The sequence below is a fragment of the Desulfosarcina widdelii genome (assembly GCF_009688965.1).
Taxonomy (GTDB): Bacteria; Desulfobacterota; Desulfobacteria; order Desulfobacterales; family Desulfosarcinaceae; genus Desulfosarcina; species Desulfosarcina widdelii.
In genome coordinates, this window is record NZ_AP021875.1 from 5089586 (window position 1) to 5111862 (window position 22277).

The following is a 22277-nucleotide window of genomic DNA, read 5'->3' on the forward strand; positions in this document are numbered from 1 at the left end:
ATAATTATCGTTGAGAGAGACACAAGTGTATCGTTTGTTGCAAGGCGGACACATTGCCATTCTCCCTCTGGAAGCGATGCTGCACGCAAGCGATGCCCGGATCATGCGCAGCCGCAAGGCTATATAGTCTCAGTTGCCGTTTTGGCACGGTTTTGGCTATTTTGACATGTAATGCTCAAGAGGCATTGCAACTTGTTTTGAACGAGATGAAAAAATTCTGGAGGTTTGAAATGATGAACCTTGACGAAATCAAAGACAACAGGGATCTGGTCAATGCCATCGACTGGGAAATGACTCCTGAAGAGGCGGTCCGGCTCTATCTGGAGTGGGGCAACAACTGGGCTCGGGGAAATTATGTTATCCGATCCAAGGATGACGTGTCCCATTACTTCGTGGTCAATACATGGAAAGACGAACCGGTGATCTATTTTATCCGCCGCAACAGCGAAGAAGCCGTGGAACTGGCCAAAATTCCGCTGCCCGCCGCTCTTAGAAAGCGTTTTTTGCATTCCGGGGGACGTCACAAAGGGGTCTGGGCGCCGGATGGCGAGGTCAAGGACTGGCTCAAGAAGAAACTCGAAGTCCATTGACCCGGCTGCACCGGGTATCTTCCCTCGAACGGATCGTTTGCGTCCCTGCCGCCCCGGTTTACGGCGGCGGAAGAGTAGATGCGTCGCACCCGTTCACGGGGTTGAAATGCCCAATGTGCTGCAACTGCCTGACCACTAAGCGTTCAAAGGGTGCCGCAGATGTGAGGCGCCGGGCACGCAGACGTTTTGGTCAACCTTCAACCGCCCGGGAACAAAGCAGATGCAGCACCCTGTGAACGCTTACGCTGCGTTTAATCGAAGGCTTTTCCCGGTTTGACCCCCAGAGGTTTGAGAATTTTAACCAGCGGGCAGAACCCCGTGAAACTGGACTGCAAAAGGTTGGCACCCACGAAGGCGGTAAACCACAACCAGTAAGGGGAGTGAAATTGAGCCAATATGAGAGAGATCAGTATCATAGATCCGGCAAAGCCAAGAACGATTCGGTCGATGTTCATTTTACAATCCTCCGTATATAAACAATTTTCAAGATTACGTCGTCATTGACCGTTAAGAGATTCCCAACGGCCGGAGTGTTACATTTTTTTTAAAATTTCCGCAGCCGGGCGATTCCCCCGATGATTCACCGCAACCTTTACATCGAAAAAAACAAATGGCAAGTCCGCCGTTTTTTTAGTATGCTCAATGATGCCTGTGCAGTGGTTCGGAAATAGCTCCACCGGCGTCGCCCCACACGACTCAGTCCGTTCGTCGTCGTATCATCGATTATCAATTTGCCTATCAGGGAGGTACCATGAATTTCAATTCCTTCGAAGAGATCCTCGACTTTGCCATTGAACGGGAAAAACAGGCGGTCAATTTTTACCAGAAACTGGTGGATGCGGAGACCTTTCCTGCTTCCAAACAGACCCTGGCCGAATTTGTGGAAGAGGAGAAAAAGCACCAGACGTTGCTCGAGGAATTCAAAAAGGGCAATCGCTCCATTGTGGAGTACGACTGGAAATGGATCCCGGATATCAAGCGCAGCGACTATCTCGTGGATATGAAGTACGAGCCGGGTATGGATTTCGCCGAAATTCTTCGGCTGGCCATGAAGCGCGAGGAAAAGGCCCTGCGTCTGTACAATGCCCTGGCCACCAAAACCGATGATGCCGACTGTATCAAGCTCTTCAAGCTGCTTGCCCAGGAAGAGGCCAAACACAAACAGACCTTCGAGACCCTCTATGACGATCATATGGCTAAACTGGGAGACTGATTCGGTGCAACCCTTATAAAGGAGGCGCTATGCTGCCGCAAATCAAGAATATCCTGTATGCCACCGACTTGTCGGAAAATGCGCGCTATGCTTACAAATATGCCGCCAGCATAGCCCAGCAGTACAACGCGCGAATTACCATTCTGCACGTCATCGAACATTTGACCACGGAAACGTTTCTGCAGATTCATGGCTTTGTCGGCGAAGAGAAGTGGAATCAGCTCCAGGAGGAAAAACGCGAGGATTTTGTTACGCGCATCCAGGGGCGCCTGGCCAATTTCTGCGACGAGATCAACAGCGAAGTGGATGCCTGCACCTTTCAGGTGGATAAAATTCTCGTAAAGGACGGCATCGCCGCCGATGAAATACTCCAGCAGGCCGACCTCAACGGCGCCGATCTGATTATCATGGGTACCAGGGGTTACGGCATGTTCAAGGACGCCCTCATGGGGGGCACGGCCCGCCGGGTGGTGAGAAGGAGTATTATTCCGGTGATGGTGGTGCGCCTGCCGGAAGAGGAGTGACGTTATCCTAAGATTGACAGAATCGTAAAAAGACACAACGGCGTCATGCCGGACTTGATCCGGTATCCAGGACTTATTGAAAAGACTGGATAGCGCTAAAGCTTCACTCCGTGCGCCGGCCTTCGCCGGAATGGCGAAGAAATGGAATTTTTCACTTTTTACGGAATCATAGCAAGCACAGTGAGTACAATTCCGGCCCGCGATCCAACAGGAGCGACATATAGTCGGCCTCCAATTGGATCATGGGCCGGTCGTTTTTGCGCATCCATTCGCTGAGCCAGGCAAAGCGGATCGCCAGCATCAGCAGGTTGCCGACATGAACCAGCAATGACGATTCGGGCGACAGGCTCCTGTGTCGAATCGTTTTTCAGATAAGCAGCGAAGAAGTCTCAGAAGGATGTGTGCCAGGCCATGCTATCTCCAGGAGTTGATCCGGTTACACAGAGATATATCAGCCTTTTGGGGGCTATTGCCTTTTGACCGGAAACCGCAAACAGATGTTTTGGAGTTAATTGGTTTTTCAATTGGACGAAGGAAGGATTACAATTAGACGGTAAAATATTTTCAATTAGACGAGATAAAATTTGCAATCAGACGAAAAATGATTTACAAATAGCCGCTATGCAAGAAGCAATTTTATATCCCCGTTATCTCCGCCCGCGTATTGTTGAGGCGTTGGCAGACTCGCCGGTGATCCTGCTCCACGGCCCCCGGCAATGCGGCAAGACAACCTTGGCCCGGCTGGTGGGGGATGAGGCGGGGTTTGCCTATTTCACTTTTGACGATGACGTGCAGCGGGCGGCGGCCCAAGCCGATCCGGTTGGCTATGTGGCTGATCTGCCGCGGCGGGCAGTGCTGGACGAGGTCCAACGGGTTCCGGAACTGTTTACCTCCCTGAAAAAGGCGGTGGATTCCCGGCGGGAACCCGGCCGGTTTATTCTGACTGGGTCGGCAAATGTTCTGCTGTTACCGAAATTGGCGGATTCGTTGGCCGGTCGGATGGAAATCCTGCGGTTGCATCCATTGTCTCAAGCGGAACTTGCTGGCGAGGCATCCGGTTTTTTGTCAATGCTGTTCAAAACCGGTTTCAAGTCGGAAAAATCGGGACGGCGCCTGGGCATGGCCCTGGCGGAGCGGGTGGCGGCCGGAGGGTATCCCGCCGCTCTCGCACGCGCCAAAGCCCGGCGGCGTATGGCATGGTATCGGGATTATGCGGAAACGTTGATTCAGCGCGATATCCTTGACCTGGCCCGTATCAGCGCGCTGGATGCCCTGCCGCGGCTATTGACGCTGGTTGCGGGGCAGACAGCATGCCTGATGAACGTATCCGAACTCGCCGCCCCTTTTCAATTGAGTCGGCCGACCATTCGCGAATATATGACGCTGCTGTCGCGAATCTTTTTGCTGGAAGAGCTGTCGTCCTGGCATAGCAATCGGATGAAGCGCCTGGTCAAGACGCCGAAGCTGCATATGGGAGATACCGGTCTATCCTGTACGCTACTGGGGATGGATGCCGAGTCGTTGTGGAAAGATCGTGTTGTCTATGGAAAGCTCTTGGAAACGTTTATCTATCAGGAGTTGAGGCGGCAGGCGAGTTGGGAAGAGGAGACGTTTGCCTTCAGCCATTTTCGCGACAAGGATAAAGTCGAAGTGGATATCATTCTGGAATCCGGCGGTAAAGTTGCCGGTGTTGAAGTCAAGGCCGCTTCGACTGTGACCAGCGATGATTTCAAGGGATTGCGCAAGCTTCAGAATGCCGTTCAAACACGGTTCACCGAAGGCGTTGTACTTTATGACGGTGATGCTGTCGCGGGTTTTGGCGATCATTTGTATGCCGTGCCGATATCCAGTCTCTGGAAGGCTAGGCGATAGACTGCACAACTCGCTCGCATGCTCAGCGTGGTAGCGTATATGGCTTTCTTCTGACTGGGTGTGGCCTCTATCTCTATAGCGTGGTGGCTATGCAAACAGGCATGGCCGGCAATATAGTCGAAACTGTCAAGGCTACCGATGCAAGAATTTGCCTGAAATCATTCCTTAAATGTAACGGCTAAAGAGATAATTCATCCAGCAGAATCGACATATAGTCGGCCTCCAATTGGATCATGGGCCGGTCGTTTTTGCGCATCCATTCGCTGAGCCAGGCAAAGCGGGTCGCCAAGATCAAGTCCGGCAGGGTCTTCCAACTCTCCTCTGTATAAATTCCAGAATCGCGCAACCTGCAGACAAGCCGGGATACAAATGGTCCCGATAAACTACAGGGATCTTCCATTCCCAGACAGCCGATCAAATTGGCCGTATCGTAGGCTTCGGTCTTGATCCCGCAAAACTCCCAATCGATGACGGCCCGGATCGTTCGCCGCCCCCAGATGATGTTCAACGGATGATAGTCTCCGTGGCAAAAGCCGAGGGGCAGCTTGTCCATCGTCGGGAACAGCTTTCGTTCGAGGTGATCCAGAAAGGGACGATAGTGCGTCGCGGTTACCGGGTCGTTTTTGGACAGCACTGCAAACAGATCCCGGATGTAGCCGGACAGCGAGAAAACCGGTGGAGACGGAACCAGGCGTTGCTGCGAAAGGATTCCGTTCAGCCGGATGAGAAAGTCCGCCGCCGCGTCTCCCCGCCATTTCTCCATGGCATAGGCAGGCCGGTCCAGATCGATGCCCAACACGTAGGGGCATAGCTGCCACAGGCCATGGCTGATCAGGGGGATCGTTTCGCCGTTGATATCCGGCAAGTAAGGCGCGATGGGAGTCAGGCCGAAAGCGTCGAGCTGCTGCAGGGTGCTGAGGATGCGTCGTTTGCGGTCATACACCCGGGATGCGATTTTTTCCAGCACGTACAGCCGGCCGTCTCTGTTTTCGACAACACACCGCCAACTGGTGCGTTCGGGACTGCCGGCCAGTGGCAGGTCTTCCCGCCAGCGGACCAGTTCAAGACCCCATTGGCGGGAGATGTTTGCCAGCAGATTCAAGGCATTCAAAGGAGGCTGCAAAGGGCCTGATGCACCGTTTCGGCGTGCGCCTTGACTTTGACCTTTTCCCAGATCTGTTGGATGATGCCGTCCGGATCGATGAGGAAGGTGGTCCGAACGATGCCCATATACTCGCGTCCGGCCATCTTTTTTTTCTGCCAGACGCCGTAGGCCTCCAGCGCACGGTGCCCGGGGTCGCTGAGCAGTGTGACGGTAAGGTCGTGCTTGGCGGCGAATTTGGCGTGGGAGGCTTCGGAATCGCCGCTGATGCCGATCACAGCAGCATCTTTGGCCTTGAAAGCGGGCAGCAGGGCGCTGAAATCCTTGGCTTCGGTCGTGCATCCCGAAGTGTTGTCACGCGGATAGAAGTACAGCGCCACCCACTTTCCTCGAAAATCTGCAAGGGACACGGAATTGCCGTCTTTGTCGTTGAGGGTGAAGTCCGGCGCCGGATCACCTGAGGATAGTATCTTGGTCATTTTTTTAATTCACTCCGTCGATTGTCCGCAATCATCCGGTCCATTTCGGCAGGATTTCTCGTGGGTTTTTTCCGTCAGGCGCACCCTCCGTCTGTCGCTGGCCTGACGGTTGCGGCGGCGGTCCTCATCGGTTTCCAGTACCAGAGGCGGTACAGACCGGGGCCGAAAGTTCTCGTCCAGGGCCACGAAGGTCAGGTAGGCTGATGCCGTATGCCGGATTTCTCCGGTTCTAAGGTCCTCGGTCTCTACTCGTACGCCGACTTCCATGGAGGTAGTGCCCACCAGGTTCATACTGGCCTTGAGGCTGAGCAGGTTGCCGATGAAAGCCGGGTTGTGGAAGTCAAGGCGGTCAATGGAGGCGGTCACCACGTTGCATCGGGTATGCCGCAGGGCAACCACCCCGGCGGCATCGTCGATATGCTTCATAACGACGCCGCCGTGGACGATGCCGGCCGGATTGGCGTCCTGGGGCTGCATCATGATGGACATAGTCACCCGACTGTAGGCCGCCGTTTTGGCGCCCGGGGGCTTGTCGGGCGGCGGTTTGGCGGTCATTTCTTTTTCCAGTAGGGATTGATGATGTCTTCGAAAACGGCCAGGGCCGCTTCCGAACCGTAACCCGCCGCAGTGACGATCTGTTTGGTTCCCCCGCCGACATCCCCGGCCACATAAAATCCGGGAATGTTGGTGCGGAAGTTCTCATGTTTGATGAAGCCTTCTTCGGTCAGCTCCAGGCCCACCTTTTGGGCCAGATCGACGGCCGGGTCGTAGCCGATGGCCAGAAATACGCCGTCAGCCGGCTGCGACGCGGTCACACCGGTCTTGTTGTCCAGCAGGACCACCTCGGTTACGCGGTTCTCACCGATAATTTCCTTGACTTCGGTGTTGTAGAGGATCGGGATGTTATTGGACAAAAGCTGATTGACCAGCACTTCCTGGGCCTTGAGGCGGTCACGGCGGTGGACCAGCGTGACCTGCACCCCCATGTTGTGCAGGTGCAGTGCTTCTGTCACGGCGCTGTTGCCGCCGCCCACCATGAAAACGCGTTTGCCTCTATAGAGCGGACCGTCGCAGGTGGCACAGTAGCTGACGCCGCGGCCGGAAAAGCGCGCTTCGCCCGGAACGCCCAAGTTGCGATGAGTTGCGCCGGTGGCCAGAAGCACGGCCTTGGTTTTGAACTTGCGGCGTGACGTCTGAACGACGATGGGTTCGCCCGGCGCGATGTCCACCACCTCTTCTCCGGGAAAGATCTGCACGTATTCAAGAGCATGGGTCACCATAATATCCACCAGGGTCTTGCCGCCGACTTCCTTCATGCCCGGGTAGTTCTCCACGATCGGTGTCAAGGCCACCTGTCCGCCAAGCACCCCTTTTTCCACCACCACGGAGTCGAGGCCGCTGCGGGCGGCGTAAATACCGGCGGTGAGGCCGGCCGGTCCGCCGCCGACGATGACCAACTGACATTCCACTTCTTCCGCGTCGCTTTCAGGGATGAAAACCGTCTGCTGCTCCATTTTGTCGACGGAAGCCATAAACAGCTCTTCGGTCTGGGCCCCTAAAGCGGTCAGCACGTCATTGGCAAAGGTCTGGGGGACCGAATGGGCACCGTACTGGTCGGCCAGTTCGGCGTTGGCCTGAATGTCGATGATTTCAAGGGAAATCGTGTCGGGCTTGGCAACGGCGGCCTTGAGAGCGTTTAAGGCCTGCTGCGGGCAATAGGGGCACGATGCGCTGACGAAAACCTTCAAATGCCGGGGTTGGTCGATTTTTTTCAGTACCCCCATGGCGGATTCGTTGAGATCGCTTTTTCCGGTGCCGATGCGCAGCAGGGCTTCCAGAAAAATGCGCCCCTCTTCACCCATGGGCGCCCCCAGCCAGCGAATATTGTAGCGATCCGGGTCAAACACCAGGGTTGGAGAGTCGTCGATGCCCATCTTCCGTGCCATCTCATGGCCGAGGTCATATTCCCGCAAAACAATTTTATCGGTCAGTTGCCGAAAAAAGCGCAGGGCCTGCCGGGCGGCGTCGTTGAAAACTTCGTTTTTCCCGCCACGGGTGAACAGGAAAATGGGGACCTCGTGCTTCAGGCCACTGAGAATTCGTGACAGTTCCATCTGCGCCTGCCGCATTTGCGCATCATCCATCTGATCGGCTTGATTCATGTTCTCTTTCTCCTATCCGATGTTCATTCAGAAATAGGCAAATTTGGTCGAGATCGAGGCGCACGAAAAATTTTACCGCAGGCATATTGCAGGCATATTCCGAGGATAAAATTTTTCGCGCAACAAAGATATCGGGCAAATTGGCCATTTCTGGATGGACATCTAATCTCTGAACACCAACTTACCGCCATACCACCCGGCAGTACCAGCTGCTGCCAGCATGATAAGATTGATTGCGAAAAAGGCAACCCGCGAGGTCTGGGGTGTGGTAACCACCTGCGGGTTTACCAGCAGCCAGATGAACAGAAACCAGGCGGTGACGGTGACGACGATGCCACAGGCGATCTTGACGATGAATACGTCCGTGACGGCTCCGTTGAAACGGTTTTGCCAATCCACCCATCCGGAGAACAGCACCAGCGGCATGGACAGGGCCACGACGCCCAGGTTGTAGGTGGCCGCCCTGGCCATTCCATGGAGTCCGAAGATCGCCGACAGGAAAATGAACAGGACGCAGACCGGCAGCAGTCCATTGGGGATGTGCACGCTGATGGGATGACCGTGGAACCGGGTCATGGTTTCAAACAGCCGGCGATAGCGCGAATCCTTGAACGGAGAGGTGGGTTCAGGCTCTTCGGGTTGGGCCGCTTTGGGAGGCTCGGCTGTTTTGGCAGGTTCCGGCTCCGGTGAAGGCTCAGCTTCCGGCTTTGGCGCTGCCGCAGGTTCCGGTTTCGGGGATTCGGGTTCCGTGACCTCGACAAACCGACTTTTGGGGGCTCCGCAAACCGGACATTTGTCCGGGGGTTCATCTCCTGTGTGGATGTAGCCGCAAACCGTACATTTCCATTTTTTCATTTCTCTTGTCGTTCCTCAAGTTGGTGGGTGAATTGAAGGATTATCGCTTGTCCAGCGGCACGAAGGCGCATTCGTCCGGTCCGCAGTAATCGCCAATATAGTCTGATTCCGGCCGGTACAGGGCCGGTTTGGCTGCCGCCCCGCCGTACTGCTCCTCGATGACGTGGGCGGTCCATCCGGCGATGCGCGAAATGGCGAAGATGGGCGTGAAAAGATCCACCGCAATACCCATGTAGTAGTACAAAGAGGCGCTGTAAAAATCGACATTGACGAAAATATCCTTGCCTTTTCTCTCCTTGAAGGCAGCTTTTCCCTTGACTTCCAAGGCCTTGGAGAGATCGTACCAGCGGGTGTCTCCGGCGCGTTTTCCCAATGCCTGGGACATGGGGGCCAGGATATGGGCTCGGGGGTCGTCCACCTGGTAGACGGCATGGCCTAGCCCCATGATGACCCCACCGGTGTCAAGGATGTTGGCGACATAATCGTCCACCTTGTCCACATCGCCGATTTCCAGCAGCATCTGCATCACGCGGGTATTGGCCCCGCCGTGTAGCGGACCGGAAAGGGAGCCGACGCCGGCAGCCACGGCCGCGTACATGTGGGCCTTGGTGGAGGCGACTTCGCGGGCGGCGAAAGTGGACGCGTTGAAAGAGTGTTCGGCGTGCAGCACCAGGCAGGCATCGAAAAAGCCGGCCAGTTCGTCGTCGGGTACCTCGCCATTGAGCATGTAGAGAAAATTGGCGGCCTGGCTCAGTTCGGGGTCCGGGGCGATCGGCGCCTTGCCGTTGCGAATCCGGTCCCAGGCGGCCACGATGGTGGCGAACTTGGCCGTCAGTCTCACGGCCATGCGGCCGGCGCCTTCTATGCTGGTGTCGCGGATGTCGGGATCGTAAGCGGCCAGCATGGGGACCGCGGCCTGAAGAACGTCCATGGGCAGGGCATCTTTGGGCATGGCCTGCATGGCGGCAATAATTTGCTCCGGCACCTCCCGCTGTTCGGCAATCTGCTGTTGGAAAGCCTTCAACTGGTCTCTGTCGGGAAGCTTTTCGAACAGGAGCAGATAGACCACCTCTTCGAAGGAGGTATTTCCGGCCAGGTCCTTGGCCAGATATCCCCGATAGACCAGTTTTCCCTCGGCACCGTTGACATCGCTGATTTTGGTACTGGCGATGGTCACCCCTCTTAATCCTGTGTTGAGAACCGTTTGGCAGGTATCGTCCATGGGTCACCTCTTTTGTTATGGGTGGAGAAGGAATGGGTTTCGCGGAACCGGGCCGGTTGTCTGCCGGGATCCGATCAAGATCGAATTCAATCCGATTCGCTCAATTCGGACTCAATGAATCTAACGAATCTTCCATAATTCAATTCGCATGCCAAGAGGAAATGGTGCGGCATCGGCGGCCCTCCGCCTAGCGGGACTGACGGCAACCATTCCCGTTGAAGTCGGGTTTTCTTCGATCTGACAGCTATAGGCAAGAATTTTAGCGGCCGCAGGCAGGCGAAACCAATCCGGTTTGTCTCGGGTTTAACTTGATACAGGACTGTATCGCAATACAACCATTTGGAATGAATAGGATATTAAATGTCCGTCGCCGGGTTAGCCGGCTTCCTGCCGCGCGCCGTGAAGCCTGGAGCATTGCGGGCAAAGCCCGGTGAATTCAAGATTGTGCCCGATAATCTCGTAGACAGTGGTTCCGTAAAGATCGTCCTCGATCTGGTTGAGCGGCGCAATGGGAGCATCGTCGACCCGGCCGCACTCGACACAGCGGATGTGGTAGTGCTTGTTGGGGACACCGTCATAGCGCTTCGTGCTTCCGGAAAGCTCCAGCCGCTGAATTTCTCCCAATTCGCAGAGCACCTCCAGGTTCCGATAGACGGTGCCCAAGCTGATTTTCGGCAGCCGTTTGCGGACCCGTCGGTAGATTTCGTCGGCCGCCGGGTGATCGTTGACCCTTCGAAGCTCTTCCAGAATGACCCGCCGCTGAGGGGTCATTCTCATTTTCTTAACACATGCCACACCCTTGATCTCCATATATAGTATGATCTTTTCCTAAGCCGAAAGCGAGACGATGTCAAGAGGCGGGGCGCTGCGCAGCGTCCCGCCATACGCTTCAGGCGCCCAATTCACGGCTTGCGGATCCAATGAAAACATGGCAGAATAGCATTTTAAGATCCCGCCCGATATCGCGGATAATTTCAGCTTTGACCATCTATAAAGGTCCGTTAACCGAATCCGGGTAAAGGTGGGGTTGCGACCCGCATCCCCCGATCCAGAAAGAGAGGCGAGTCAGTAGGAACACCCGCCCTTACGGTATGATTGTTGCAGAGTTTTGAGCATCGCTGGCGGTTTCTTCCGAACGATGCCGCCGCTGCGACCTGGTCGGTACCATTTCCAATTTCGCACCATTGTGTGCCACAACCAAGGCTAAGGGATGAAGACCATACACCTGAAAAAGGGGTTTTCCTTGCGCATTGCGGGCAAGCCCGGGCGTGAGCTGCGGCAGCTTGAACAGCCGCGTCAAGTAGGATTGGTTCCCGAGCGAATTCCTTTCATCAAGCCCCGTCTGCTGGTGGAAGAGGGAAGCCCGGTGGCTGTCGGCACCCCTCTTTTCGAAGACAAACGAGACACACGCATCCGTTTTCCCTCTCCCGGCGGCGGACGGGTAACGCGCATCGCTTTCGGCCCGCGGCGGGTCATTCAAAAGATTGTCATCGACCTGGACGAAAGCGAGGAATTCGCGACCGTGGACATTCCGGCGCAGGACCAATTGGACGCTGCACCGCGGCAGGCCCTGGTTGATTGCCTGCTTGACGGCGGCATGTGGCCTTTTCTGCGGGCATTGCCGTTCATGGATATTGCCGATCCCGATGTCACACCGCCGGCGATTCTGGTTCGCCTGGGGGACGACGAACCTTTTGCACCGGATCCGGCGATCTATCTCGATGGCCGCAACGATCTGTTCGCTGTCGGCATCAAGGTGCTCGGCCGGCTCTGCGACCGGGTCGTGGTCAACCTGGCCGGAGACGAAGCCCTCGGTAAATCGCTGCCCGGCGGAGTCGAGATCCAGTGCTTTACCGGTCCCTACCCTTCGGGAAATGCCTGTGTCCAATTGTATCATACCAAAACCGGGCCGGAGCTGAACCGCGCCTGGGTCATCGACGGGCAGGACGTCGTCCTGCTGGGGGAATTTATCCGCACCGGACGCTTTCCCGTCGGGCGGATCATGACCGTGGGGGGCAGCCTGGCTGCCGATCCTGGTCATGTTGAGACTCGGGCGGGGGTGCCGCTGGGACACCTTGGCCACCATGCGTTGGCGGGAGAAGCAGTCGCCCGTTATGTTGCCGGAGGCGTCTTCACCGGTTTTGCCGGCGATGTCGACAGCTTCATGGGGATTTACCAGAATGCCCTGAATCTGATCGACGACGGCAACCGGGAAGAGCTTCTGGCTTTCATCCGGCCGGGTTTCGGCAAGCCCAGCTACTCTACGGCTTTTTTGTCCTCTTTTCACCGCCAGCCCTTTCCCATGGACTGCGGCCAGCACGGCGAAGTGCGGGCCTGTGTCAATTGCGGCACCTGCGCCAAAATCTGCCCGGTGGACATCCTGCCCCAGTTTACCATGAAATGCCTTGTGGCGGATGAGGTGGAAGAGGCCTTGGCCCACGGCTTGCTGGACTGCGCCGAATGCGGCCTGTGCACCTATGCCTGCCCGTCCAAGATCGAACTGCGTGAGGTTTTTCGCACGGCCAAAGCCCAATATTACAAGGAGATAGCCTGATTTCCGATGAAAGCGCTTAAACGCCTGTTCGATACCACCCGGCCCCATTTCGAGAGCGGCGGTCGACTGGAAAAACTTCATCCCCTTTTCGATGCCATCGAAACGGTCGCCTTCGCACCTGCCCTGCCCACGGCGAAGGACGCCCATGTGCGGGACAGCCTGGACCTCAAACGGTTCATGACCTTTGTTATCATTGCCCTGCTGCCGCCGTTTTTCTATGGTATCTATAATTCCGGCTATCAAGCGGCAGCGGCCTCGGGTCTGGATGCAGGTTTTGTTTCATCCATGCTGCGCGGCGCCTGGATCGTGCTGCCCATGCTGATTGTCTCTTACGCCGTGGGGCTGTTCTGGGAAATTCTCTTTGCATCGGTGCGCGGGCACAAGATCAGTGAGGGGTTTCTAGTGACGGGGCTGCTTTTCCCCATGACCCTGCCGCCCACGATGCCGTTGTGGCAGGTAGCCGTGGGCATCTCCTTCGGTGTGGTGATCGGAAAGGAGATCTTTGGCGGGACGGGCCGCAATATCCTCAACCCGGCGCTGACCGGCAGGGCCTTTCTCTTTTTCGCCTATCCGGTCAACATGTCTGGCGATCGGGTCTGGACGGCCGTGGTGCAGACCGGCCAGCAGGCCGTGGATGCGGTCACGGCGGCGACGCCCTTGGCCCTGGCGCCTCTGGCCGCCTCCGGTGAAAGCGTCGCCCGGATTTTTTCCGAGGCGGGCTACACCTTCCAGCGGCTTTTCATCGGAAACATCCCGGGCAGCGTGGGCGAGACTTCGACCCTGATGATTCTTCTGGGAGCAGCGTTTCTGGTGATCACCGGGGTGGCCAACTACCGGATCATGCTCGGCGGCGTCATCGGTGTGCTGGCCGTGGCCTACCCCGGCTACCTGATCCACCTGTCTTCCGGCGGCGAGGCGGCCCGTATGTTCTCCATACATCCCGCCTGGCATCTGGTCATGGGAAGTTTCGCCTTCGGCATCGTCTACATGGCCACGGACCCGGTCTCCGCGCCGGGCATGAACCTTTCCCGATGGATCTACGGCATTCTCATCGGCGCGCTTACCGTGATGATCCGTGTGTTTAACCCGGCGTACCCGGAAGGGGTGATGCTGGCCATCCTTTTTATGAACATATTCGCTCCGTTGATTGACCATTTCATCATCAAGGCGCGGCTGAGTAAACGGGTGCCCAATGTCTGATCAACTCAAATCCATTGCCTTTACCGCCGTTGTCGCCCTGGTGTGCAGCCTGATGCTCACCGCTGCCGCTTCGGGCCTCAAAGAACGCAAATTGCGCAATGTCGCAGTGGATCGACAAAAGAACATCCTCAAATCGGTGGGGCTCGTCGATCCCAACGAAAAAGTGGCCGTCAATCGGATCGAACAGCTCTACAAGGAGAACATCCGCTGCTATACCCTGGACGGAACCGGACGAATTGTGGAGGGTCATTCCAAGGAAGGCGGGCTGCCGGTATGCTTCTACGTTAAAGAGGGAGATCCTGCGGCCTATATCCTTCCGGTGGATTCCCGCGGGCTGTGGGGTAAAATCCACGGGTACCTGGCCATCGAAAACGACGGCAAAACCGTGGCCGGATTTTCCGTTTACAGCCACAACGAAACACCGGGACTGGGAGGAGAAATCGAAAAACCCTGGTTCCAGAAAAATTTTATCGGCAAAAAAATCGTGGACGCGTCGGGAAACTTTGCCCCCGTGCGCATTGCCAAGGGCAAGGCTGCCGAGGTGGTTGCGCCGGACAAGCTGCCCAATGTGGTGGACGGCATTTCCGGGGCCACGCTGACCGGCAAGTATTTATCCGGCGGGCTGAAGGATCTGCTTCAGGAATACGAGGTTCTTTCCAAGCAGTTTCGGGCCGGTGCGGTGACCCTGCCGGCGGGCAGTTGACGGCCATTTTTCCGATTATTAAACGAGGACGCTCGACATGAAGTTTACGCATTCTCCAACGTTCAAGGCATTTTCCGAACCGTTGGCCAAGAACAACCCGGTTTTCATTCAAAGCCTGGGCATCTGTTCGGCCCTGGCCGTAACGGTGCAACTGAAAACCGCCATTGTCATGGCCCTTGCCATGACGTCGGTCACCGCCTTTTCCAGCCTGACCATCTCCGCCATGCGCAATGTGATCCCGAGAAACGTGCGCATGATTGTTGAGTTGTCGGTGATCGCCTCACTGGTCATCCTCGCCGACGAGTTGTTGCGGGCCTATTTATACGACATCAGCAAGCAGCTTTCCGTTTTTGTGGGGCTGATCATCACCAATTGCATCGTCATGGGGCGGGCTGAGACGTATGCCCTGGGAAATCCCCCGTTGCGGTCGTTCATGGACGGTCTGGGCAATGGCGCCGGCTACGGCATGGTGCTGATTACCGTGGCCTTTATCCGCGAACTGCTCGGGGCCGGAAGAATCTTAGGGTTTCCCGTGGTTCCCCAATTTTTTTATAACCACGGTTACATGAATATGGGGTTCATGCAACTGGCTCCGGCGGCGTTTATTATCATTGGGTTGCTGGTGTGGCTGCAAAAGACCCTAATGAAAAATTAGGTGTCCATCCACAAACGGCATCTTTCGGCCCAGGCCGGCGTTCTCTCTCGGCTGAAATCCTCAACGTAGCGCTGCTACGCCTGCGGTTTCAACCTCGCTGCGGCCTTGGCCTGAGCCGAAATCTACCATTTGTGAATGGACACCGACTGAATCAATCTTGACATACTTGTAATAAGTGTCAGGCTCGTCATGCCGGACTTGATCCGGCATCCAGAAGAAATTGAAATCATTGGATTCCGGCTTTAGCCGGAATGACGCAAGCCTTTTTGTCCCGTCTGATGTTTAGCGGGAGATCTCGAACTTCATACAAAGCCGTCCTTGGAAGTTCAATGATAGCGATTACCATAAAACGGCCGATGACGGCCGGGAAGTAAAACGTATGGAAAACCTGATCGGTCTGTTTCTCAATTCGGTGTTTGTGGGCAACATCCTGCTCTCTTACTTCCTGGGGATGTGCTCTTTTGTAGCGGTGTCCAAGAACATGGATACGGCAATCGGGCTGGGCTTCGCCGTGGTGTTCGTGCTTTCCATCACCGCGCCGGTGAACTGGCTCGTGTTTCAGTATTTGCTGTCGCCCGGCGCGCTGCGGTGGGCCGGCCTGGAGGGCGTCGATCTGAGTTTTTTGAAATTCATCACTTTCATTGCCGTGATCGCTGCCATCGTCCAGATGGTGGAAATGGTGATCGACCGCTATTCTCCCGGACTCTATATGGCATTGGGCGTGTTTCTGCCGCTGATCGCGGTCAACTGCGCCATCTTGGGCGCATCCCTGTTCATGGTTGAGCGCAGCTATACTTTTGTCGAAACGGTGGTCTTCGGTTTCGGGTCCGGGGTGGGCTGGCTCATGGCCATTGTTTCCATGGCCGCCATCCGGGTCAAGATGCGCTACGCCAATGTTCCCCGGGGTCTGGACGGCTTCGGCATCATCATGATCGTGACCGGCCTGATGGCCATGGGTTTTATGTTGTTTTCGGGCATCACGTTATAGCCTGTTTGAAAAGCCTGTCTGATCCAGACTTTTCAAATCGGCTATAAAAAAGGAGCTTGCGTTGATCTATCTCATAGCAACTGCCGTTTTTCTCTCGGTGATCATGATTCTCGTCGGGCTGCTGCTCTTGGTGGAGGGCAAGGTCGTTCAGAAGGGAACCAACCATGTCGTCATCAATAACGACGAGGAGAAGAGCATTGACGCACCGTCGGGCAAGACTCTCCTGTCGGCCTTGTCGGCCAACGGCATTTTCCTCCCGTCCGGCTGCGGGGGCGGCGGGTCCTGCGGCATGTGCAAGTGCAAGGTGACGGAGGGTTCCCGCGGACCGCTGCCGACCGAACTGGCGCACTTGTCCCGCAAGGAAAGAAAAGAAGATATCCGCCTGGCCTGTCAGATGAAGGTTAAGGAGGATCTGAAGATCCGTATTCCGGACGACATCCTTTCCGTCAAGAAATACTCGGCCACGGTGGTTTCCAATGAGAACGTGGCGACCTTCATCAAGGATCTTATCCTGGAACTGGACGACGGCGAGCAGTTGGATTTCACCGCCGGCGCCTATATCCAGATCGATATCCCCGAATATGAAATTCCCTTCGAGCTTTTACGGGTTCGGGTGGCCGAGCGCTACCGGCCCGATTGGGACCGGTTCAACCTTTGGGGACTGAGGGGCAGAAATCTGGCACCGGTTTTTCGGGCCTACTCGCTGGCCAACCCACCGGCGGAGCCTGCTCGGCTGCGCTTCACCGTTCGTATAGCCACTCCTCCTCCGGGCACCGAGGGACTGCCGCCGGGCACCGGTTCCACCTATATTTTCAGCCTCAAACCCGGAGACAAGGTGACGCTCAGCGGTCCGTTCGGCGAATTTGCCATTAAAGAGAGCGACCGGGAGATGTGCTTTGTGGGCGGCGGCGCCGGCATGGCGCCTTTGCGCAGCCAGATTCTGGATCAGTTGTTGCGGGTCAAGACGGATCGGAAGATGACCTTCTGGTACGGGGCGCGCTCCAAGCTGGAGCTTTTTTTCGAACAAGAGTTTAAGGAACTGGCGGAGAAATATCCCAACTTTTCCTACTACGCGGCCCTGTCCAATCCCATGCCCGAGGACAACTGGGAAGGCATGACCGGCTACATTCACCAGCAGCTTCACGACCATTATCTGTCCGACCACGAGGACCCGACCGAGATCGAGTACTACCTGTGCGGCCCGCCCATGATGGTACAGGCCATTGAAGACATGCTGGACAATCTGGGAGTGGAGCCGGAGATGATCGCCTACGACAAGTTTTCCTGATTAACCGGCCATGCGTTCTCGCCTAAGTGATCAGGTCCTGAATCCGCACCATGAAGTCGCCCATGTTGCCGGCGTACTCCGGCGAACCGTCGATGGTCAGCAACCCCTGACGCACGGCATCCACCATGCCCACTTGGTTCATGACGATGGGGTAGGCGCCCTCCACACCGTTGAAACGCATGTGCACGAAGGGACGGCGGCGTTTGTAAGTCCCCCGGCCGGCTTTGGAACGTCCGGCCTTGACGCGCACGTAGGCGGCAATGTCTTCATCCACCGTAATCTGGTAGATCCGTTCGGGCTGGCGGGAGGTCCACTTGACCATTTCCGGATCGCCGCCCTTGTTGTATTGGCTCAGGGCCGTGGTGATCATGTAAAAGGTCATCTTGACTTTCAGGCGGCGTTTGGCCGGATCCTTGGGGTCGGCTTCGGGCATGAGAATTTTCAGGCCCATGAGCAGTCCCACCACCTTGAGCAGCAGGCCCAGCCGCCACCATCCCCGGATTTTCGGTACCACCGGCTTGCCGGCGAAAAAGGCGTTCATCTTGGCCAGGCTGCCGAAGGCGAAGGTGATGTCCGCATCGTTGCAGGCGTCAAAGCCGATGGTAAAGTCGCCCCGGTCAAAGGCAATCCAGGCTTGGGCCGGATCGCCGTCCCCGTTGTCCGGCGCCGTAAAGGCCACCCGGGCGGTGACGCCGGCAAAACGGGCCTTTGTTTTCGGGTCTTCATTCAGCAGCACCTTCATTACCGGCAGCACTGCGCGCAGAAATACGCGCGCGGCCATCTGGTCTCGATCGACGGTCATAGCTACACCTCGTCTTCCCAGTCGTCATCTTCCTCGAAATCCCGCCCCATGACCTCGCGTACTTTTTCGACGATGCCGTCGGTGTCGAGTTTGTAGTGGCTGTAGAGATCTTCGGGATAGCCCACCTCGCAGAAGCAGTCTGGAATGCCCACCTTCTCGAAGGCGCAGCCCTTGCCGCTGGCGGCGATGACGTCGGCCACGGCGCTGCCCAGCCCCCCGTGAACGTTGTGATCCTCGAAGGTGATCAGGCGGCGGGTATCGGTCACCGCGGACAAGATGGCCGCCTCGTCAATGGGCTTGATGGTGTGCATGTTGATGACCCGCACGCTCAAATCGTCGTTGGCCTGGAGGAATTTGGCCGCCTCCACGGCCTGCAGCACGGCAATGCCGCAGCAGATCAGGGTGACGTCCGTGCCGGGATGCAGCTCAACGGATTTTCCGATGGCGAACCCATAGTCTTCGCTTTCGTAAAACGGCGGCTCGAATCCGCGACCAATGCGGATGTAAACCGGGCCCGGCCAGTCGATGGCTGCCCGCACGGCATTGGCGGTTTCGATGCCGTCGGCCGGTACGATGACCGTCATGTTGGCGAAACTGCGCATGATGGACAGATCTTCGGTGCAGTGATGGGTGGTCCCTGCCTGACCGAAGGAAGATCCCCCGTGGGTGGCGATGATTTTGCAGTTCAGATTCTGGTAACAGATATCGGTGCGCACCTGTTCGCAGGCCCGCATGGCGGTAAAGGCCGCCATGGTTGATACTACGGGCGTCAGGCCGGATTTGGCCATGCCGGCGGCCACGCCGAAAAGGTTCTGCTCGGCGATGCCGACGTTGAAAAAGCGCTCGGGAAATTTCTTGCCGAAACGGCCGATTTTGGTCGAGTTGGCCATGTCGGCGCTCAGGGCGACAATCTCGGGGTGTTGTTCGCCCAACTGGCAGAGCACCTCGCCGTAAATCTCCGCCTGGGTCATGGTGTCCGCGTCGTAGACGGTCCAGGTCAATCCTTCACTCATTGCGTTTTCTCCCGACTGCCATAAAGGTTAATCGTGGCCGGCCATGCGGTCGACGGAATCCTTGGCGCGGGCGATCAGATCGGTGTCCAACCCCCCGTAATGCCAGCGCACGTCATTTTCCATGAAGTCGACGCCCTTGCCCTTGATCGTGTTGGCGATGACGATCACCGGCTTTTCGGTTGCGGCCAGGGCCGCGTCGATCGATTCCGTCAGTTGGCCGAAGCTGTGGCCGTCCACCTCGCGGACATCGAAACCGAAGGCCCGCCATTTATCGGCAAAGGGTTCCAGGGACATCACCTCCTCGGTCTGGCCGTCGATCATCAGGCGGTTGCGGTCCACGAAGGTGATCAGGTTGGTGGTCTTGAAATGGCCGGCGGCCATGGCCGCCTCCCAGACCGAGCCTTCGTTGCACTCCCCGTCGCCCAGGATGCAGAAGGTTTTCCAGTCCTGCTTTTGGACCCGGGCGCCTAAGGCCAGCCCCACGGCCATGGGCAGGCCATGGCCCAGAGAGCCGGTGGAAACGTCCACCCCGCGCACCTTGGCGGAGTCCAGGTGCATGCCGAAGGGGGATTTGAATTTGTTGAAATCCTTCAGCAGGTCGAATTCGAAGTAGCCTTTGTCCGCCAGCATGGCGGCATAGCCGACGCCGCCGTGCCCCTTGCTGACCACGATGCGGTCCCTCTCGGGCGCTTCCGGTTGGGACGGGTCCAGCCGGGCGACCTTGAAATAGAGCAGGGTGAGCATTTCCACCATGCTCATTGCGCCGCCGATGTGAGCGCCTCCGGACCAGCCGGTGATGTCGATGATGTCTTTGCGGATTTTCTTCGCTTTTTCTTCCAGGAACCGGATTTCCTGTTCGGTGATGGGCATGGTGTTCTCCTCAATTTAAAAGCGGTCGCCATATATTTTTTTTACGGCCTTGAAGGCGTCGTCCACGATATCCAGGGTTCGTTGGATATCGTCATCGGTATGGGCCGTTGAGACAAACCAGTTGTGATGGGATGTAAAATAGGCTCCCCGCCGGGTGCATTCGGCGCACCACTGCTGGTGAAGCATCAGGGAGGGGTCGTTGGTAATGCGCAAGTAGGGCATGGACGGCGCGCCGGTCACCTTGAGATCGAAACCGTAAGTCTTGGCGATGTCCACCATGGCGGTCAGCAGCTTGTCGCCGGTTTCCAGCATGATCCGGGGAGCATTCATGGCCTTCATCAGTTTGAGGTTGGCCAGGGCCGCGGCCATGGGCACGGCGGAAAACCAGTAGCTGCCGGTGTAAAAAACCCGTGCCGTCACATCCTTGAGGGCGGCACTGCCCACCAGGGCGGAGATCGGGTATCCGTTGGCCAGGGCCTTGCAGAAACAGATCAGGTCGGGCTTGAACCCAAAATACTCGCAGGACCCGCCCATGTCCAGGCGGAATCCGTGGCGGATGTCGTCGATGATAAGGACGATGCCATGTTTGCGGCACAGGGCTTCCACTTTGTTCCAGAAGCCCTCGGCGGGCATCTCGCTGTCGGCGAAGGTCGGCACGTGGTAGGGCGTGGCGATAAGCCCGGCAATGTCGTCGCCGTGCCGATCGACCACGGCTTCCAGGGCGGCGAAATCGTTCCAGTCCACGCGAAGGATATTCTCATGGTCCTGGTCCATCACCCCGTGATGACCCGGGGCCTGCATCCAGGCAGCCACGCCGTGGTAGCCGCCCTTGAACATCACGATCTTGCTGCGGCCGGTGGCATCGCGGGCGATCATGGTGGCGTAATTGGTGATGTCCCCCCCGTTCTTGGCGAAAAAGGCCCAGTCGGCCGTCGGGATCAGGTCCACCAGGTATTCGGCCAACTCGACCATCACGGGCGCTGCGCTGGTGGTGCAGTTGCCCCGCTTCAACTGGTCGAGGGCGGCTGCGTCCACCTCGGGGTTGTTGTAGCCGGTGACCATGGGACCGTAACCGCACATGTAATCGATGAATTCGTTGCCGTCGATATCAAAGAATCGGGCGTCTTTGGCCTTGGCGGTGAAAAAGGGGTAATGCTCGGGCGGGATCAGGGGTGCGGGACTGAAGTGGCCGTAAATGCCGCAGGGCATGACCCGGGAGGCCCGCTGGAACAGCGCCTGGGATTCTGGATAGCTGTAGGTCTGCATGCGATTTCTCCCTAGGAAAGGTAGTGGGGCACCCGGTCGAGGACGGTGCCCAGGGCATCGATCATCGGGATCTGCCCGCGGATGCGAACGCGGCCGTCGGTGATGGCCGCATAGGTATCCAGGTGACTGTTGAGAAAGTCATGGGCGATGGCCATGCTGCCCAGTTGGATGAGGGCATGGGGGGCATCGACGCCGGATTTCAAAACGTCGATGCGTCCGTGATCGAAGGATAGCGTAACTTCCGGTCCGTCCGGTAAAATGGCCAGGCTGATGGCACCGTCGGGGATGGAAGGAGCGATGAGCCGACCGACCTTGTCGTAAAGGAGTAGCTCCCGGGCCGCGTAAGCCGCCGTGTACAGCGTCATGCGGGTGTTCAACGCCAGAACGTCGGGGTCGCGCAATTGCTCTTCGCCGGCTTTCAGGATCGCTTCCAGCCGGTCGGTCAGTTTCGGAAACTCTTTTGAAAGGAAGCCCAACCGGGTAAAGCCCTTGACGGGAATCGGATTGGCCTTGCCGTCCATCATGCGGTTCAGATGGTCGGGCGAGGTGAAAAAAAGTTTGACGTTGGGCTTTGCATGATTGCCTCGATTCACGGTGCATCGCCCCCGGTCAAAAGCAACACACGCTGTCGGGCCGTTGCGCGCAAGGAACTGGATGCGGATGTCCCAGTTTTTCGACAGACGGGCGGATTCGGGGTCGTGAGCGACCAGTTCTTCGAGATTCGGCAGTACGGCATGCAAGTTCAGGCAGGCTTTTACGTAAGCGGCATCCATAACGACCTCTTTAGGTGCGACAGGATTAGAAGGGTGATGAGTGACTGCTCACTCACTTGACCTTTTTAAGGGTAAGCCGCTAACTTGTCAAGGTTTTTTTAAAGGGAGCGGATTTATTCGTAAGAATCTTTTGTTGACTTGCCGAA

The 22277-nt window shown here is 56.9% G+C and carries 24 protein-coding genes; 10 read left to right on the plus strand and 14 right to left on the minus strand.

Going from position 1 to position 22277, the window contains the following annotated elements; translation table 11 throughout:
• Positions 1-230 precede the first annotated feature (230 nt).
• Positions 231-590: a DVU0772 family protein gene (locus GN111_RS23345; RefSeq protein WP_155306066.1), complete on the plus strand. Its 360-nt coding sequence runs from the start codon at positions 231-233 to the stop codon at positions 588-590.
• Between the two features lie 251 nt (positions 591-841).
• On the opposite strand, the gene GN111_RS23350 is transcribed toward GN111_RS23345, so the two are convergent.
• Entirely contained in the window at positions 842-1045 is a 204-nt protein-coding gene (locus GN111_RS23350) for a YgaP family membrane protein (protein ID WP_155306067.1), read from the minus strand.
• 296 nt (positions 1046-1341) lie between these two features.
• On the opposite strand from GN111_RS23350, the gene GN111_RS23355 reads away from it, so the two are divergent.
• Together GN111_RS23355 and GN111_RS23360 are read left to right on the plus strand one after the other, a co-directional pair.
• Entirely contained in the window at positions 1342-1803 is a 462-nt protein-coding gene (locus GN111_RS23355; protein ID WP_155306068.1) for a ferritin-like domain-containing protein, read from the plus strand.
• Positions 1804-1832: 29 nt separating this feature from the next.
• The gene (locus GN111_RS23360; RefSeq protein WP_155306069.1) at positions 1833-2327 is read left to right on the plus strand and encodes a universal stress protein; all 495 of its coding nucleotides are present in this window, start codon (positions 1833-1835) and stop codon (positions 2325-2327) included.
• 166 nt (positions 2328-2493) lie between these two features.
• On the opposite strand, the gene GN111_RS23365 is transcribed toward GN111_RS23360, so the two are convergent.
• Positions 2494-2655, minus strand: a complete 162-nt coding sequence (locus GN111_RS23365; protein ID WP_155306070.1) for a hypothetical protein — start codon at positions 2653-2655, stop codon at positions 2494-2496.
• A 293-nt stretch (positions 2656-2948) separates the two neighbouring features.
• On the opposite strand from GN111_RS23365, the gene GN111_RS23370 reads away from it, so the two are divergent.
• Positions 2949-4199 (plus strand): ATP-binding protein, encoded by a 1251-nt coding sequence (locus tag GN111_RS23370; RefSeq protein WP_155306071.1) that lies wholly within the window; start codon positions 2949-2951, stop codon positions 4197-4199.
• A 178-nt stretch (positions 4200-4377) separates the two neighbouring features.
• Here GN111_RS23370 and GN111_RS23375 read toward each other — a convergent pair whose 3' ends face one another.
• From GN111_RS23375 to GN111_RS23405, 7 genes are all read right to left on the minus strand, one after another.
• On the minus strand, positions 4378-5310 hold the full coding sequence (locus GN111_RS23375; RefSeq protein WP_170302429.1) for an aminoglycoside phosphotransferase family protein: 933 nt from the start codon (positions 5308-5310) through the stop codon (positions 4378-4380).
• Positions 5307-5780 (minus strand): thioredoxin-dependent thiol peroxidase, encoded by a 474-nt coding sequence (bcp, locus tag GN111_RS23380; RefSeq protein ID WP_155306073.1) that lies wholly within the window; start codon positions 5778-5780, stop codon positions 5307-5309. Before bcp ends, GN111_RS23375 begins: the two co-directional genes overlap by 4 nt.
• A gap of 9 nt (positions 5781-5789) precedes the next feature.
• On the minus strand, positions 5790-6335 hold the full coding sequence (locus GN111_RS23385; protein WP_155306074.1) for an acyl-CoA thioesterase: 546 nt from the start codon (positions 6333-6335) through the stop codon (positions 5790-5792).
• Entirely contained in the window at positions 6332-7942 is a 1611-nt protein-coding gene (locus GN111_RS23390; protein ID WP_155306075.1) for an FAD-dependent oxidoreductase, read from the minus strand. The genes GN111_RS23385 and GN111_RS23390 overlap by 4 nt, the downstream gene beginning before the upstream one ends.
• A 162-nt stretch (positions 7943-8104) precedes the next feature.
• Positions 8105-8797, minus strand: coding sequence for a rubredoxin-like domain-containing protein (locus GN111_RS34245; RefSeq protein ID WP_155306076.1), 693 nt, complete (start codon positions 8795-8797; stop codon positions 8105-8107).
• Positions 8798-8837: 40 nt separating this feature from the next.
• Positions 8838-10019 carry a citrate/2-methylcitrate synthase gene (locus tag GN111_RS23400; protein ID WP_155306077.1) on the minus strand — a complete coding sequence of 394 codons (1182 nt, stop codon included), beginning with the start codon at positions 10017-10019 and terminating at the stop codon, positions 8838-8840.
• Between the two features lie 375 nt (positions 10020-10394).
• Entirely contained in the window at positions 10395-10790 is a 396-nt protein-coding gene (locus GN111_RS23405) for a Fur family transcriptional regulator (RefSeq protein ID WP_155306078.1), read from the minus strand.
• A gap of 439 nt (positions 10791-11229) precedes the next feature.
• Between GN111_RS23405 and GN111_RS23410 the strand changes: the two genes are divergently transcribed.
• The 6 genes from GN111_RS23410 to nqrF all read left to right on the plus strand — a co-directional run bounded on the left by GN111_RS23410 (position 11230) and on the right by nqrF (position 17407).
• Positions 11230-12573 carry a 4Fe-4S dicluster domain-containing protein gene (locus tag GN111_RS23410; RefSeq protein ID WP_155306079.1) on the plus strand — a complete coding sequence of 448 codons (1344 nt, stop codon included), beginning with the start codon at positions 11230-11232 and terminating at the stop codon, positions 12571-12573.
• A 6-nt stretch (positions 12574-12579) separates the two neighbouring features.
• Positions 12580-13773, plus strand: coding sequence for an NADH:ubiquinone reductase (Na(+)-transporting) subunit B (locus GN111_RS23415; protein ID WP_155306080.1), 1194 nt, complete (start codon positions 12580-12582; stop codon positions 13771-13773).
• Positions 13766-14476 (plus strand): FMN-binding protein, encoded by a 711-nt coding sequence (locus tag GN111_RS23420; RefSeq protein WP_155306081.1) that lies wholly within the window; start codon positions 13766-13768, stop codon positions 14474-14476. The genes GN111_RS23415 and GN111_RS23420 overlap by 8 nt, the downstream gene beginning before the upstream one ends.
• Positions 14477-14513: 37 nt before the next feature.
• The gene (locus tag GN111_RS23425; RefSeq protein ID WP_155306082.1) at positions 14514-15131 is read left to right on the plus strand and encodes an NADH:ubiquinone reductase (Na(+)-transporting) subunit D; all 618 of its coding nucleotides are present in this window, start codon (positions 14514-14516) and stop codon (positions 15129-15131) included.
• A 379-nt stretch (positions 15132-15510) separates the two neighbouring features.
• The gene (gene nqrE, locus GN111_RS23430) at positions 15511-16119 is read left to right on the plus strand and encodes an NADH:ubiquinone reductase (Na(+)-transporting) subunit E (protein ID WP_155306083.1); all 609 of its coding nucleotides are present in this window, start codon (positions 15511-15513) and stop codon (positions 16117-16119) included.
• 61 nt (positions 16120-16180) lie between these two features.
• The gene (gene nqrF / locus GN111_RS23435; RefSeq protein WP_155306084.1) at positions 16181-17407 is read left to right on the plus strand and encodes an NADH:ubiquinone reductase (Na(+)-transporting) subunit F; all 1227 of its coding nucleotides are present in this window, start codon (positions 16181-16183) and stop codon (positions 17405-17407) included.
• Positions 17408-17429: 22 nt separating this feature from the next.
• On the opposite strand, the gene GN111_RS23440 is transcribed toward nqrF, so the two are convergent.
• The 5 genes from GN111_RS23440 to GN111_RS23460 are packed head-to-tail and all read right to left on the minus strand — an operon-like array spanning position 17430 to position 22131.
• A complete protein-coding gene (locus GN111_RS23440) occupies positions 17430-18209 on the minus strand; it encodes a hypothetical protein (protein ID WP_155306085.1) in 780 nt (259 codons plus the stop codon).
• 2 nt (positions 18210-18211) lie between these two features.
• Positions 18212-19222 (minus strand): transketolase family protein, encoded by a 1011-nt coding sequence (locus tag GN111_RS23445; RefSeq protein WP_155306086.1) that lies wholly within the window; start codon positions 19220-19222, stop codon positions 18212-18214.
• A 27-nt stretch (positions 19223-19249) separates the two neighbouring features.
• On the minus strand, positions 19250-20092 hold the full coding sequence (locus tag GN111_RS23450) for a transketolase (RefSeq protein ID WP_155306087.1): 843 nt from the start codon (positions 20090-20092) through the stop codon (positions 19250-19252).
• Positions 20093-20107: 15 nt separating this feature from the next.
• Positions 20108-21358 (minus strand): aminotransferase class III-fold pyridoxal phosphate-dependent enzyme, encoded by a 1251-nt coding sequence (locus GN111_RS23455; RefSeq protein WP_155306088.1) that lies wholly within the window; start codon positions 21356-21358, stop codon positions 20108-20110.
• Between the two features lie 11 nt (positions 21359-21369).
• Positions 21370-22131: a hypothetical protein gene (locus tag GN111_RS23460; RefSeq protein WP_155306089.1), complete on the minus strand. Its 762-nt coding sequence runs from the start codon at positions 22129-22131 to the stop codon at positions 21370-21372.
• Between the last annotated feature and the right edge of the window lie 146 nt (positions 22132-22277).